At 64.8% G+C, this 13,159-nt stretch carries 15 protein-coding genes; 11 read left to right on the top strand and 4 right to left on the bottom strand.

All coding sequences use genetic code 11. The features are described 5' to 3' along the window. Window positions 1-153 precede the first annotated feature (153 nt). On the top strand, window positions 154-561 hold the full coding sequence (locus ACZ48C_RS14910) for a hypothetical protein (protein ID WP_119259039.1): 408 nt from the start codon (window positions 154-156) through the stop codon (window positions 559-561). Window positions 562-594: 33 nt separating this feature from the next. Here the strand turns inward: ACZ48C_RS14910 and phaR are convergent, their stop codons facing one another. Continuing rightward, window positions 595-1,173 carry a polyhydroxyalkanoate synthesis repressor PhaR gene (gene phaR, locus ACZ48C_RS14905; protein ID WP_119259038.1) on the bottom strand — a complete coding sequence of 193 codons (579 nt, stop codon included), beginning with the start codon at window positions 1,171-1,173 and terminating at the stop codon, window positions 595-597. Window positions 1,174-1,465: 292 nt separating this feature from the next. Between phaR and ACZ48C_RS14900 the strand changes: the two genes are divergently transcribed. From ACZ48C_RS14900 to ACZ48C_RS14860, 9 genes are all read left to right on the top strand, one after another. Then, window positions 1,466-2,647 (top strand): acetyl-CoA C-acetyltransferase, encoded by a 1,182-nt coding sequence (locus tag ACZ48C_RS14900; protein ID WP_463620481.1) that lies wholly within the window; start codon window positions 1,466-1,468, stop codon window positions 2,645-2,647. A gap of 87 nt (window positions 2,648-2,734) precedes the next feature. After that, window positions 2,735-3,460 (top strand): beta-ketoacyl-ACP reductase, encoded by a 726-nt coding sequence (phbB, locus tag ACZ48C_RS14895; protein WP_119259036.1) that lies wholly within the window; start codon window positions 2,735-2,737, stop codon window positions 3,458-3,460. A 69-nt stretch (window positions 3,461-3,529) separates the two neighbouring features. Next, entirely contained in the window at window positions 3,530-3,838 is a 309-nt protein-coding gene (locus ACZ48C_RS14890; RefSeq protein ID WP_119259035.1) for a 4a-hydroxytetrahydrobiopterin dehydratase, read from the top strand. A gap of 87 nt (window positions 3,839-3,925) precedes the next feature. Further along, window positions 3,926-4,315 (top strand): YkvA family protein, encoded by a 390-nt coding sequence (locus ACZ48C_RS14885; RefSeq protein WP_119259034.1) that lies wholly within the window; start codon window positions 3,926-3,928, stop codon window positions 4,313-4,315. Between the two features lie 306 nt (window positions 4,316-4,621). Then, the gene (locus ACZ48C_RS14880) at window positions 4,622-5,125 is read left to right on the top strand and encodes an invasion associated locus B family protein (protein ID WP_119259033.1); all 504 of its coding nucleotides are present in this window, start codon (window positions 4,622-4,624) and stop codon (window positions 5,123-5,125) included. Window positions 5,126-5,352: 227 nt separating this feature from the next. After that, window positions 5,353-6,582 carry a dual-specificity RNA methyltransferase RlmN gene (rlmN, locus tag ACZ48C_RS14875; RefSeq protein ID WP_424549525.1) on the top strand — a complete coding sequence of 410 codons (1,230 nt, stop codon included), beginning with the start codon at window positions 5,353-5,355 and terminating at the stop codon, window positions 6,580-6,582. A 247-nt stretch (window positions 6,583-6,829) separates the two neighbouring features. Beyond that, entirely contained in the window at window positions 6,830-7,783 is a 954-nt protein-coding gene (locus tag ACZ48C_RS14870; RefSeq protein ID WP_424549490.1) for an ABC transporter substrate-binding protein, read from the top strand. Window positions 7,784-7,904: 121 nt separating this feature from the next. Further along, window positions 7,905-8,783, top strand: coding sequence for an ABC transporter permease (locus tag ACZ48C_RS14865; protein WP_119259030.1), 879 nt, complete (start codon window positions 7,905-7,907; stop codon window positions 8,781-8,783). Beyond that, window positions 8,783-9,577, top strand: coding sequence for an ABC transporter ATP-binding protein (locus ACZ48C_RS14860; RefSeq protein ID WP_464781575.1), 795 nt, complete (start codon window positions 8,783-8,785; stop codon window positions 9,575-9,577). Before ACZ48C_RS14865 ends, ACZ48C_RS14860 begins: the two co-directional genes overlap by 1 nt. Before the next feature lie 6 nt (window positions 9,578-9,583). Here the strand turns inward: ACZ48C_RS14860 and ACZ48C_RS14855 are convergent, their stop codons facing one another. Further along, the gene (locus ACZ48C_RS14855; protein WP_318910203.1) at window positions 9,584-10,225 is read right to left on the bottom strand and encodes a LysE family translocator; all 642 of its coding nucleotides are present in this window, start codon (window positions 10,223-10,225) and stop codon (window positions 9,584-9,586) included. Between the two features lie 70 nt (window positions 10,226-10,295). Beyond that, complete coding sequence (locus tag ACZ48C_RS14850; RefSeq protein ID WP_464781574.1) at window positions 10,296-11,147, bottom strand: SDR family NAD(P)-dependent oxidoreductase; 852 nt, start codon at window positions 11,145-11,147, stop codon at window positions 10,296-10,298. Between the two features lie 185 nt (window positions 11,148-11,332). Between ACZ48C_RS14850 and ACZ48C_RS14845 the strand changes: the two genes are divergently transcribed. Then, the gene (locus ACZ48C_RS14845; RefSeq protein WP_119259047.1) at window positions 11,333-12,556 is read left to right on the top strand and encodes an argininosuccinate synthase; all 1,224 of its coding nucleotides are present in this window, start codon (window positions 11,333-11,335) and stop codon (window positions 12,554-12,556) included. Between the two features lie 70 nt (window positions 12,557-12,626). Here the strand turns inward: ACZ48C_RS14845 and ACZ48C_RS14840 are convergent, their stop codons facing one another. Further along, window positions 12,627-13,112: a MarR family winged helix-turn-helix transcriptional regulator gene (locus ACZ48C_RS14840; protein WP_119259027.1), complete on the bottom strand. Its 486-nt coding sequence runs from the start codon at window positions 13,110-13,112 to the stop codon at window positions 12,627-12,629. Between the last annotated feature and the right edge of the window lie 47 nt (window positions 13,113-13,159).

Raw genomic sequence — 13,159 nt, 5'->3', positions numbered from 1 at the left:
CGCTTTTCCGGCATCAGCCGAGATCAAGGCCCGGGAAACCGGGCCTTTTCTTTTGCGCCGCTTTTGCGGGCGACATTTTCTTGAGCCGATTCTTCGGCTAAGACGACCGGACGGGCTGGCCACGCCGGCGCAGCCGTAGGAGACCGTCGCCCCATGCTTCTGGCCATACCGCTGCTGATCATTCCCTTCGCCCTCTACAACCTCGCCATGACCGGCCTCTTCGGCAATGGCGGCGTTGCCGTGCTCGACAGCGAGGTGATGGCGGTCAACATGCTGTCCGGCACGACATGGACCATGGCCTTCGGCGACCTTCTCATCCTGATCGCGCTCGTGCTGCTCTTCGTGGAGATCCTGAAGGCCACGCGGCCGGGCTCGCGGGCCCTTCTCGACCACATGCTCTCGATGGTGCTGTTCGTGGTGTTCCTGGTCGAATTCCTGCTGGTGCAGGGCGCGGCGACGCAGATCTTCTTCATCCTGATGACCATCTGCTTCATCGACGTCATCGCGGGCTTTGCGGTCTCGATCCGCACGGCGAGCCGCGACCTTTCGATCGGGCTCTGACGGCGCGGGAAGCCCCGCGCCGGTCAAATTTCATCAGCCGAGATTGTCGAGCTTGGTCTGGAGCGCGCGAAGCTGCTCCTTGAGCTCGTCGAGGTCCTTGGCTTCGGCCTTGCGGGTTTCCTTGGGCGGCGTCGCATTGGCGAAGGGCGAGAACATCTTCATCGCCTGCTGGAACATCTCCGTATTACGCCGCACCGTCTCCTCGACGATCTGCATCGGCACCTGCAGGTTCTTGCCGAGCGGCGTGTCGCCGAAGGTCTTGTTGATCTGCTCGCGCATCTGCGTCTGCTGTTCCGTGAAGGCCTGCATGGAGTGCTCGAGATAGCTCGGCACCACCATCTGCATCTGGTCTCCGTAGTAGGAGATGAGCTGGCGCAGGAAGGAGATGGGCAGCAGCGTGTTGCCCGTCTTGGATTCCTGTTCGAAGATGATCTGGGTCAGCACGGAATGGGTGATGTCCTCGCCCGACTTGGCGTCCTGCACGGTGAAGTCCTCGCCCTTCTTCACCATGACCGCGAGATCGTCGAGAGTGACATAGGTGCTCGTGCCGGTGTTGTAGAGGCGGCGGTTCGCGTATTTCTTGATGACGATCTGACCGTCGTTCCTGGCCATTAGGGTCTCCTCATCCCCGTATTCCTGTTTCTTTTTTGGTTTCGGCGAGTATCGGCAAAAAGCGGCGCCGTGACAATCGAATTGTGCGATGCGGCGAGCGATGCTGCGCAACATGGATTTTCATGCTGCACCCCGCCCTCCATGAAATTTTAGCGGCATCGGATATCCCGTTTGACTCTCCTGTCTCGCTTTGCCAGTTTTGATTTCGGGAGAACCGCCGGGCTCGCGCCGTTCGTGCGCCGGCCCGGTTCCAAGGCCGGCCGCATGGCCGTCAGAACTGAGGAATCATACCATGAGCACCCCGTCCATCGTCATCGCCAGCGCCGCCCGCACCGCGGTCGGTTCCTTCAACGGAGCCTTCGCCAACACGCCCGCCCACGAACTGGGCGCGACCGTGATCTCGGCGGTTCTGGAGCGCGCGGGCGTGGCAGTGGGCGAGGTGAACGAGGTGATCCTCGGCCAGGTTCTGCCGGCCGGCGAAGGCCAGAACCCGGCCCGCCAGGCCGCCATGAAGGCCGGCCTGCCGCAGGAAGCCACCGCCTGGGGCATGAACCAGCTCTGCGGCTCGGGCCTGCGCGCCGTCGCGCTCGGCATGCAGCAGATCGCCACGGGCGATGCGAGCATCATCGTCGCCGGCGGCATGGAATCCATGTCCATGGCGCCGCACTGCGCGCATCTGCGCGGCGGCGTGAAGATGGGCGACTTCAAGATGATCGACACGATGATCAAGGACGGCCTGACGGATGCCTTCTACGGCTACCACATGGGCATCACCGCCGAGAACGTCGCCAAGCAGTGGCAGCTCTCGCGCGACGAGCAGGACACCTTCGCCGTCGCCTCGCAGAACAAAGCCGAGGCCGCCCAGAAGGAGGGCCGCTTCAGGGACGAGATCGTCCCCTTCATCGTCAAGACCCGCAAGGGTGACGTGACGGTCGATGCCGACGAATATATCCGCCACGGCGCGACGCTCGACTCCATGGCCAAGCTGCGCCCGGCCTTCGACAAGGAGGGCACGGTGACGGCGGCCAACGCCTCCGGTCTCAACGACGGCGCGGCCGCCGCCCTTCTCATGAGCGAAGCGGAAGCCTCGCGCCGCGGCATCCAGCCGCTCGCCCGCATCGTCTCCTGGGCGACGGCCGGCGTCGATCCGAAGATCATGGGCACGGGCCCGATCCCGGCCTCCCGCAAGGCGCTCGAAAGGGCCGGCTGGAAGATCGGCGACCTCGACCTCGTCGAAGCCAACGAAGCCTTCGCGGCCCAGGCCTGCGCCGTCAACAAGGATCTCGGCTGGGATCCGTCCATCGTCAACGTCAACGGCGGCGCCATCGCCATCGGTCATCCGATCGGTGCGTCCGGCGCCCGCATCCTCAACACGCTCCTCTTCGAGATGAAGCGCCGCGGCGCCTCGAAGGGCCTTGCCACGCTGTGCATCGGCGGCGGCATGGGCGTGGCGATGTGCGTTGAGCGCATGTAAGCATCCGCTTGCAAGTTGCTTTGCCATGACCCGCCGCCGGCGGGGCGACGGGTCGACTCATAAAACAGCCCAAGGGGAGTGAGCCACATGAGCAGGGTAGCATTGGTTACGGGAGGATCGCGGGGCATCGGCGCAGCCATTTCGGTCGCGCTGAAGGCCGCGGGATACAAGGTGGCTGCGAACTACGCCGGCAACGACGATGCCGCCAACGCCTTCAAGGCGGAAACGGGCATCCCGGTCTACAAATGGGATGTCTCGAGCTACGAATCCTGCGCGGAGGGGATCGCAAGGGTCGAGGCCGATCTCGGCCCGGTCGACGTGCTCGTCAACAATGCGGGCATCACCCGCGATGCCATGTTCCACAAGATGACGCCCGACCAGTGGGGCGCCGTCGTCAACACCAACCTCACCGGCCTGTTCAACATGACCCATCCGGTGTGGTCGGGCATGCGCGACCGCAATTTCGGCCGCGTCATCAACATCTCCTCGATCAACGGCCAGAAGGGCCAGATGGGCCAGGCGAACTATTCCGCCGCCAAGGCCGGCGATCTCGGCTTCACCAAGGCGCTGGCGCAGGAGGGCGCGGCCAAGGGCATCACCGTCAACGCCATCTGCCCCGGCTATATCGGCACGGAGATGGTGCGCGCCATCCCCGAAAAGGTGCTGAACGAGCGGATCATCCCGCTCATTCCCGTCGGGCGCCTCGGCGAGCCGGAGGAGATCGCCCGCGTGGTCGTCTTCCTCGCCTCGGACGATGCCGGCTTCATCACCGGCTCGACCATTTCGGCGAATGGCGGCCAGTTCTTCGTCTGACGCCTGCCAAAGCGGAACACGGCGCCTTCGGGCGCCGTTTCCATGTCGATCGGCCAAGGAGGACGTGCGATGAAACAGGAAAAGCTCGGCGAGGCGGCGATTTCCGAGGCGCTGGCATCGCTCGACGGCTGGACGCGCTCGGACGACGGCATCGCCATCGAGAAGCGTTACAAATTCCGCAATTTTCGCGAGGCCTTCGGCTTCATGACCGAGGGGGCGCTGGCGGCGGAGAAGTTCAATCATCATCCCGAATGGTTCAACGTCTATAACCGCGTCGAGGTGCGGCTCACCAACCACGATGCGGGCGGCCTGACGGAGCTCGATTTCAAGCTCGCCTCGGCGATGGAGGCCGCGGCCGCGCTTCGCACGAAGAGTTGAAGGGACGTTATCGCATTCCCATATGAATTCCGCCGGACGATTTTCCACCCGTTCGAGGCCGGCATCGCCGCCTGAAGGAGGCCCTGCATGGATGACGTGAAGATCGGTGAAATCCTCCTGCCCGGAGACGAGGCCGAACAGGAGCGCCAGAGCGAGCGCGTCCGGAAGCGGTTCTGGCCGGTCCTCAAGCGCGCGATGCGCTATGTGCCGTTTTCCCGCGATCTCGTCGCATCCTACTATTGCGCGCTCGATCCCCGCACGCCGACGAAGGTCCGCGGCATCCTGCTCGCCGCGCTCGCCTATTTCGTCCTGCCGCTCGACGGCATCCCGGATTTCTTCGTGCTCGTCGGCTTTTCCGACGACATCGCCGTGCTGACGGCGGCCTTTGCGGCGATCCGCGGCCATATTCGCGAGGACCATTATGCCGCCGCCGACAAGGCGCTTGCGGACGAGCCGGACATGCAACCCGCGGGTTAGGCGGGCTTGTCCGATTCGGGTCAAATTCTTGCCCTATTCCTTGTGCCTTTAGGCCTTTCGACGGGTTCTATCTCACCAAATCGGGACTGGGCACGCCCGCTTTCCGCAGGAAGGCAGCGGCGGAGATTCGACGCAATCTTGTCCCGGTGCGGCGCGGATGACCTTCTTAAAATGAGCGTATGTTGACGGTTTGGTAACCTGAATTAAGTCAAAATAAATCAAATCGTCATCATGCGTGGCCGACACCGGTATCGAAGGCTCGGGCTTTCGGCCGGAAATCAATGGCAAGACAACCGGCAGGAAAACATGTTCGTAAGAAAGCTCGCAACCGCACTCGCCCTCGTTCTTATGACCGCAGGCGTTGCCTCGGCCCAGACGCCGACGCGCATTCAGCAGTTCAATGCCTGGGGCGCCTATTCCTACCAGGCAAAGGGCGGCAAGGTCTGCTACGTCCTTTCCGTTCCCAAGGAGAAGAACCCTGCCGGCGTCGACCATGGCGACGTGTTCTTCCTCGTCTCGCAGCGCCCGGGCCAGAACATCAGCTACGAGCCGCAGGCGATGATGGGCTATCCGCTGCAGGAAAACTCCAAGGTCAATGTCGTGATCGACAACCGCACCTTCGTCATGTTCACCAAGGGCAACTCGGCCTGGGTGGAGAACGCCGCCGAGGAGCCGGCGCTCGTGGCGGCCATGAAGGGCGGCAAGTCGATGACGGTGCAGGCCAAGTCGCGCCGCGGCACCGGCACCTCCTATTCCTATTCGCTCTCCGGCATCTCGGCGGCGCTGAAGCAGATCGAGGGCTGCCGCTGATCGCGGCGCTTTCTTCCCGATACGAAGGGCCGGCAGAAATGCCGGCCCTTTGCTTTTGCAGGACAGGTGACTTTCCGCCGGAACAATGCTAAAGGGCCCGCAACTGGGCCTCCGCCGCACCTGTCGGCGCCGAAAGGTCCGCTGAACTTCAGTCGAGCATGGACCGCTTGCGGCGCAGGAAGCCTGCGCAGGCGCTTCCTGTTCTTGAGGATGACCCGATGGCAAGCATGGACTTTCTCAACACGGCCGAGCCCGTCAAGGCGCCGGTCGTCCGCAACATCCCGGCCGCCGAAAAGCCGACGCTGATCGGCCTTTCGCGCGAGGATATGGGTCGCGCGCTCGTCGAGAAGGGCGTTGCCGAGCGGCAGGTGAAGATGCGCGTCAGCCAGCTCTGGCACTGGCTCTATGTGCGCGGCGTCTCCGATTTCGACGACATGACGAATGTCTCCAAGGACATGCGCGAAATGCTGAAGACGCATTTCACCATCGCCCGTCCCGAGATCGTCGACGAGCAGATCTCCAATGACGGCACGCGCAAGTGGTTGCTGCGCTTTCCCGCGCGCGGCGCCGGCCGGCCGGTCGAGATCGAGACCGTCTATATTCCCGAAGAGGGCCGCGGCACGCTCTGCATCTCCAGCCAGGTCGGCTGCACGCTCACCTGTTCCTTCTGCCACACCGGCACGCAGAAGCTGGTGCGCAACCTGACGGCCGAGGAAATCCTCTCGCAGCTGCTGCTTGCCCGCGACCGGCTCGGCGACTTCCCGGACCGCGACACGCCGGCCGGCGCCATCGTGCCGGCGGAAGGCCGCAAGGTCTCCAATATCGTCATGATGGGCATGGGCGAGCCGCTCTACAATTTCGAGAGCGTCAAGACGGCGCTCCTCATCGCCACCGACGGCGACGGCTTGTCGCTCTCCAAGCGGCGCGTCACGCTGTCGACGTCGGGCATCGTGCCGGAAATCTACCGCACCGGCTCGGAGATCGGCGTCATGCTGGCGATCTCGCTGCATGCGGTGCGCGACGAGTTGCGCGACATGCTGGTGCCGATCAACAAGAAGTATCCGCTGAAGGAACTGCTCGACGCCTGCCGCGCCTATCCGAGCCTGTCGAACGCGCGGCGCATCACCTTCGAATATGTGATGCTGAAGGACGTCAACGACACGCTGGAGGACGCCAAGCTGCTGGTGCAGCTCCTCAAGGGCATTCCGGCGAAGATCAACCTCATCCCCTTCAATCCCTGGCCGGGCACGAACTACCAGTGTTCCGACTGGGAGCAGATCGAGCGTTTCGCCGACTTCATCAACCAGGCCGGCTACGCCTCGCCGATCCGCACCCCGCGCGGTCGCGACATTCTGGCCGCTTGCGGCCAGCTCAAGTCGGAATCCGAGCGCATGCGCAAGGTCGAGCGCATGGCCTTCGAGGCCATGATGATCGTCGGCCACGGCGAGGACGACTGACGGCGCCCCTCATCCGCCTGCCGGCGCCTTCTCCCCGGCGGGGAGAAGGGGGCTGCGGCGGCGGCGGTTCCCATCTTCCCTCGAGGAGAAGGTGGTCCGAAAGGGTCGGATGAGAGGGTATGCCTCCCGGCTCGGCCCTGAGCGCACCCTCCATCAGAAAATATGATCGGCCCAACCGATTCCAAGAATTGATTTGAACGGCCGTTTTGCCTAGAAACGGCCTAAAATCATTCTAGGGAGGATTTTCATGCGCCATATTCTGCTTGCCGCCGCTGCAACGCTCGCACTTGCGCTGCCCGCCAAGGCCGAAGACGTTACGGTTGCCGTCACCGCCATCGTCGAACATCCCGCGCTCGACGCCGCCCGCGACGGCGTGAAGGAAGCGCTGGAAGCGGCCGGCTACAAGGAAGGCGAGAACCTGAAGTTCATCTACGAGTCGGCGCAGGGCAACCCCGCGACCGCCGCGCAGATCGCCCGCCAGTTCGTCGGCGACAATCCGAGCGTCATCGTGCCGATCTCCACGCCCTCGGCCCAGGCCGTCGTTTCCGCGACGAAGGACATCCCGGTCGTCTTCACCGCCGTCTCCGATCCGGTCGGCGCGCAGCTCGTCAAGGACATGGACAAGCCGGGCGGTAACGTCACCGGCCTTTCCGACCTGTCGCCGGTCGCCGAGCATCTGGCGCTGATCAAGGAAATCCTGCCCAACGTGAAGACCATCGGCTACCTCTACAATTCGGGCGAGGCGAATTCCGTCTCGCTGCTCGCCGTGCTGAAGGCCGAAGCCGAAAAGGCTGGCCTGACGGTCGTCGAATCCGCTGCCACCAAGTCCGCCGAAGTTCAGGGCGCTGCCCGTGCGCTGGTCGGCCGCGCCGACGCGATCTACGTCCCGACGGACAATACGATCATCTCCGCCCTCGAAGGCGCGGTCGCGGTTGCCGAGGAAGCCAAGCTCCCGCTCTTCACCGCCGACACGGATTCCGTCTCGCGCGGTGCCGTCGCGGCGCTCGGCTTCAACTACAAGGATGTCGGCCGTCAGACCGGTGAAGTGGTCGTGCGTATCCTCAAGGGCGAGAAGCCCGGCGACATCGCCGTGAAGGTTGCCGCCGGCACCGACCTCGTCATCAACAAGGGCGCCGCCGCCAAGATGGGCGTTACCCTTCCGGAAGCCGTCGTCGGCCGCGCAACCCGCGTGATCGAATAATCCGGGATTTCCCGGACATTGCCAACCGGAATCAACCGCTGCCGGATCGCCCGGCAGCGGTTGATCTGTTAGAAAGACCCATCCGCGAGAGGCGGAGGGGGAACAAGGAAAGCCGAGAGCCGTGAGCCTGATTGCCTTCTGGGGTGCCGTCGAACTGGGGCTGGTCTATGCCTTCGTCGCGATCGGCGTTTACCTTGCCTTCCGCGTGCTGGATTTTCCGGACCTGACCGTTGACGGATCGTTTCCGCTCGGCGCGGCCGTCACGGCCGTGCTGATCATCGCCGGCCTCAATCCCTGGCTCGCCGCCGCCGTCGCCATGGTGGCGGGCGCGGTCGCCGGCCTCGTGACAGCCATGCTGAACGTGCGCTTCCGCATCCTCAACCTGCTCGCCTCGATCCTCACCATGATCGCGCTCTTCTCGGTGAACCTGCGCGTCATGGGCAAGCCGAATGTCGCGCTCATCAATGCCGACACGATGATCAGCCCCTTCTTCGGCCTCGGCCTCAGGGACTTTTACGTGCGGCCGCTCTTCGTCGGCATCCTCGTCGTCGTCGCGGTCTTCCTCGTCTGGCGCTTCCTCGAAAGCGATGCCGGCCTTTCGATGCGCGCGACGGGGGCGAATGCCCGCATGGCCCGCGCGCAGGGCGTCAACACCAACAAGCAGATCTATCTCGGCATCGCGCTCTCCAACGCGCTGGTCGCCCTCGGCGGTGCGCTCTTCGCGCAGACCAACGGCTTTGCCGACGTCACGTCCGGCGTCGGCACCATCGTCGTCGGCCTTGCTGCCGTCATCATCGGCGAGACGCTGTTCGGCGCACGCGGGATCCTGATGGCCTTGATCGGCTGCGTCATCGGCTCGATCCTCTACCGCATCGCCATCCAGCTCGCGCTCTCTTCCGACGTGCTCGGCCTGCAGGCCTCGGACCTCAACTTCGTGACGGCCCTGCTCGTCACCGTGGCGCTCGTTCTGCCGCGCCTTCGCCGCGGGGGAGCCGCCTGATGATCTCCGTTTCCGATATCAAGGTCGTCTTCGGCAAGGGCACGCCGCTGCAGAAGCAGGCGCTGAACGGCGTCAGCCTCACCATCGATCAAGGTCAGTTCGTCACCGTCATCGGCTCGAACGGCGCCGGCAAGTCGACGCTGCTCGGTGTTCTTGCCGGCGACGTCATCGCCAGCGAAGGCCAGGTGAAGATCGGCACCACCGACGTCACCCGGCAGGGCACCGCCGCGCGCGCGGGCCGCGTCGCCCGCGTCTTCCAGGATCCGCTGACCGGCAGCTGCGGCGCGCTCTCCATCGAGGAGAACCTTGCGCTCGCTGCCCGTCGCGGCGAACGGCGCGGCCTTTCCTCGGCCCTCGGGCCGCAGCGCCGCGCGCATTTTCGTGAGCGCATCGCCGAGCTCAATCTCGGGCTCGAGAACCGCATGCGCGACCGGATGGACCTTCTGTCCGGCGGCCAGCGGCAGGCGGTCTCGCTCGTCATGGCGACGCTCGCCGGCTCCGACGTGCTGCTGCTCGACGAGCACACCGCCGCACTCGATCCGGGCATGGCCGAATTCATCATGACCCTCACCCAGAAGATCGTCTCCGAGCGCAAGCTGACGACGCTGATGGTGACGCATTCGATGCGCCAGGCGCTCGACTACGGCCACCGCACCGTCATGCTGCATGGCGGCGAGATCATGCTCGACGTCGCCGGCGACAACCGCAAGAATCTCGAGGTCGAGGACCTGATCGCCATGTTCCGCAAGATGCGCGGCCAGACGCTCGACGACGATGCGCTGCTGATCGGCTGACGCTTCCTATCGCGCCTGCGTGAGGAAGATCTTGACGGCGAAGACCGAGAAGACGCCGGCGAAGGTATAGTCGAGGCCGCGCAACGCCTTCGGATTCCGCTGCAGCCAGCCGGCGAGCCGGTCGGCGGCAAGGATCACCGCGATGTTGACGGGTATGCCGACGGCGATGAAGAACAGGCCGAGGAAGACCAGCTTGCCCGTGACATGGGGATCGCCGGCGCTGACGAACTGCGGCAGGAACGTCACGAAGAAGATGACGACTTTCGGATTGAGCAGGTTCACCCAGAAGCCGGTGGAGATGCTGGCGAGCGCGGTGCCGCGCGGGCTGTCCGCCGCCTTGATCGTCAGGCTGGTGCCGTGGCGGATCGCCTGTATGGCGAGCCACAGCAGATAGGCCGCGCCGCCGCTCTTCAGGATGGTGAAGGTCGTCGGCGAGGCGGCGATGAGAGCCGAGATGCCGAAGGCGACGAGCAGCGTGTGCACGAGGATGCCGAGGCAGGTGCCGAGCACCACGTAGAGCGCCGGGCCGCGGCCCTGCGACAGGGCGCGGCTGATCGAAAGCGTCATGTCCGGGCCGGGCGTGGCGGCCAGAAGCAATGTCGTCGCCGCGAAGGTGATGAGCGTCGCAAGCGCGGGCACGAAGTCCATGGCGATCCTCTGGAAGGCGGAATGAGGCGACTCTTATCCGCCTTTCGGAAAATTGCCAGCCGAAACGCTCTCAGGGGCGCTCGGCGAAGGCCTTGAATTTCTCCGCGTAATCCGGATGCCAGCGCGAGAGCGGCGGGCGGTTCTCGATGACGTCGCCCATCGCCCAGGCCATGCGGCGCTCGTCGAGGGCGCGGGCGACGTCGTTGTCCGGGCAGAGGATGTAGAAGTCGCCGCGCGCAAGGCTTTCCAGCATGAAGTCGACGGTCTGGGCCGGCGTCCAGGCGGCGTCGGGTTTTTCCGTGCGCTCGCCCTTCGTCAGGGCGGTGAAGACGAAGCCGGGGATCAGCAGATGGGCGGAAACCTTCGCCCCCGCGGTGTTGCGCAATTCGTGCTGGAGCGCTTCGGTGAAGACCTTCACGCCGGCTTTCGAGACATTGTAGGCCGGATTGCCGGGCGGCGTGGTGATGCCCTGCTTGGAGCCGGTATTGACGATGAGGCCGGGCTCGCCATGGGCCAGCATGTTCGGACCGAAGACCTGCGTGCCGTGGATGACGCCCATCAGGTTGACCGCGAGAATATGGTCCCAGTTGGCTTCAGTGCTGAAGATGGAGGTGTCCGGCTGGATGCCGGCATTGTTCATCAGCACATGCACGCGGCCGAAGCGCTGGAGAACGGCGCGTTCCAGCGCTTCCAGCTCGTGCCGGTGGGCGACGTCGGTCTCGACGGCCATGACATTCGCCTCGCCGGCAATGGCTTCGAGTTCGGCGCGGGCCTCGCCGAGCTGGTCGGCGTTGCGGTCGGCGAGCGCCACGCACATGCCGGCCTCGGCGAAGCGCCTTGCGGCGGCAAGCCCGATGCCGGAGGCGCCGCCGGTGATGACGGCGACATTGGCGGGTTTGATGATATCCTCGATGGTCGTCATGGGATCGTCCCCTTCCATGGTCCACTTTCCCGGAATATGGGGAGGCGCGCGGCGCCGTCAAACCCGCTTTGCGTCACGATGCGCCGGGCCTTGCCCTTGCGCCGCGCGCCAATCTCGCTAAAAGTGCCGCGACACCGGGCTTTCGCGGGTTTGCTGCGGCCCTTCATGCAACGGACCTCATCATCATGGCATCACATAAAGACGTGAAGAAAGTCGTGCTCGCCTATTCCGGCGGCCTCGATACCTCGATCATCCTGAAGTGGCTTCAGACGGAACTCGGCGCGGAAGTCGTGACCTTCACGGCCGACCTCGGCCAGGGCGAAGAGCTGGAGCCGGCGCGCAAGAAGGCCGAGATGCTCGGCATCAAGGAAATCTTCATCGAGGATGTGCGCGAGGAATTCGTGCGCGATTTCGTCTTCCCGATGTTCCGCGCCAATGCGGTCTATGAGGGCGTCTACCTGCTCGGCACCTCCATCGCCCGCCCGCTGATCTCCAAGCACCTCATCGAGATCGCCGCCAAGACCGGCGCCGACGCCATCGCGCACGGCGCGACCGGCAAGGGCAACGACCAGGTCCGCTTCGAGCTTTCGGCCTATGCGCTGAACCCGGACATCAAGATCATCGCGCCGTGGCGCGACTGGTCGTTCAAGAGCCGCACGCATCTGCTCGAATTCGCCGAGCAGCACCAGATCCCGGTCGCCAAGGACAAGAAGGGCGAAGCGCCGTTCTCGGTCGACGCGAACCTCCTGCACTCCTCCTCCGAGGGCAAGGTGCTGGAAGACCCGGCCGTCGAGGCGCCGGAATACGTGCATATGCGCACCATCTCGCCGGAAACGGCGCCCGACAAGGCGACCGTCATCAAGGTCGGTTTCGAGCGGGGCGATGCCGTCTCGATCAACGGCGTGCGCATGTCGCCGGCGACGATCCTGGCGACGCTCAACAACTACGGCCGCGACAACGGCATCGGCCGCCTCGACCTCGTGGAAAACCGCTTCGTCGGCATGAAGTCGCGCGGCGTCTACGAGACGCCCGGCGGCACGATCCTGCTCGCCGCGCACCGCGCCATCGAGAGCATCACGCTCGACCGCGGCGCCGCCCACCTCAAGGACGAGCTGATGCCGCGCTATGCCGAGCTCATCTATTACGGCTTCTGGTTCTCGCCGGAGCGCGAGATGCTGCAGGCCGCGATCGACCGGAGCCAGGAGCATGTCGAGGGTGAAGTGACGCTGAAGCTCTACAAGGGCAATGTCATGGTCACCGGCCGCGAATCGCCGAAGTCGCTCTATTCCGACAAGCTCGTCACCTTCGAGGACGACCAGGGCGCCTACGACCAGAAGGACGCCGCCGGCTTCATCAAGCTGAACGCATTGCGCCTGCGCACGCTCGCTGCCCGCAACAAGCGCGGCTGAGCGGTCTCGCATCGTGAAGGAAACCCGCTGCCGGGAACGGCGGCGGGTTTTTCGTCTGGAATTCGCCGTTCTAGCGGATCGCCTGACTGGCGAGGGAAGGGGCGCCGCCGCCTTCCTCGAGGGCCGAAAGGTTGGCGCGCAGATGCTTCATGCGCGCACGCATCAGCGAAAGATCTTCCTCGCCGATGCCATCCGTCACCAGCCGCATCAGCTCGATCTGCTCGACGCGGATGCGGGCGATGACCTCGGCGGCGGCCGGCGTCGTGTGGATCAGCTTGGCGCGGCGGTCGGCCGGGTCGGCCCGGCGCTCGATGAAACCGAGGCTCTGGAGGCGGTCGAGATAGGTGGAGAGCGTCATCGGCTCGATGCCCATCTGCTGGGCGATCTCGAGCTGGCGGCTGCCTTCCAGCGTGGCGATGCGCACCAGCGTGCGGGCCTCGCCCGGCGTGAGGCCGAGGCCGGCGGTGGCGATGCGGCGCTCGAAGGCGCTACGCAGCATGCGGGCAACGTCGATAAGGACGAAACCGAGGGCATCGGGATCGGGGCGCGTGGACATGATGACTTTCTGGCTATTGTAAGCTTTCCTTACTGGCTGACGCGGCA

Source organism: Shinella sp. 1A1 (assembly GCF_055379515.1).
The sequence above is the reverse complement of the archived record's forward strand: the minus strand, read 5'-3'. Positions and strand labels throughout refer to the sequence as shown.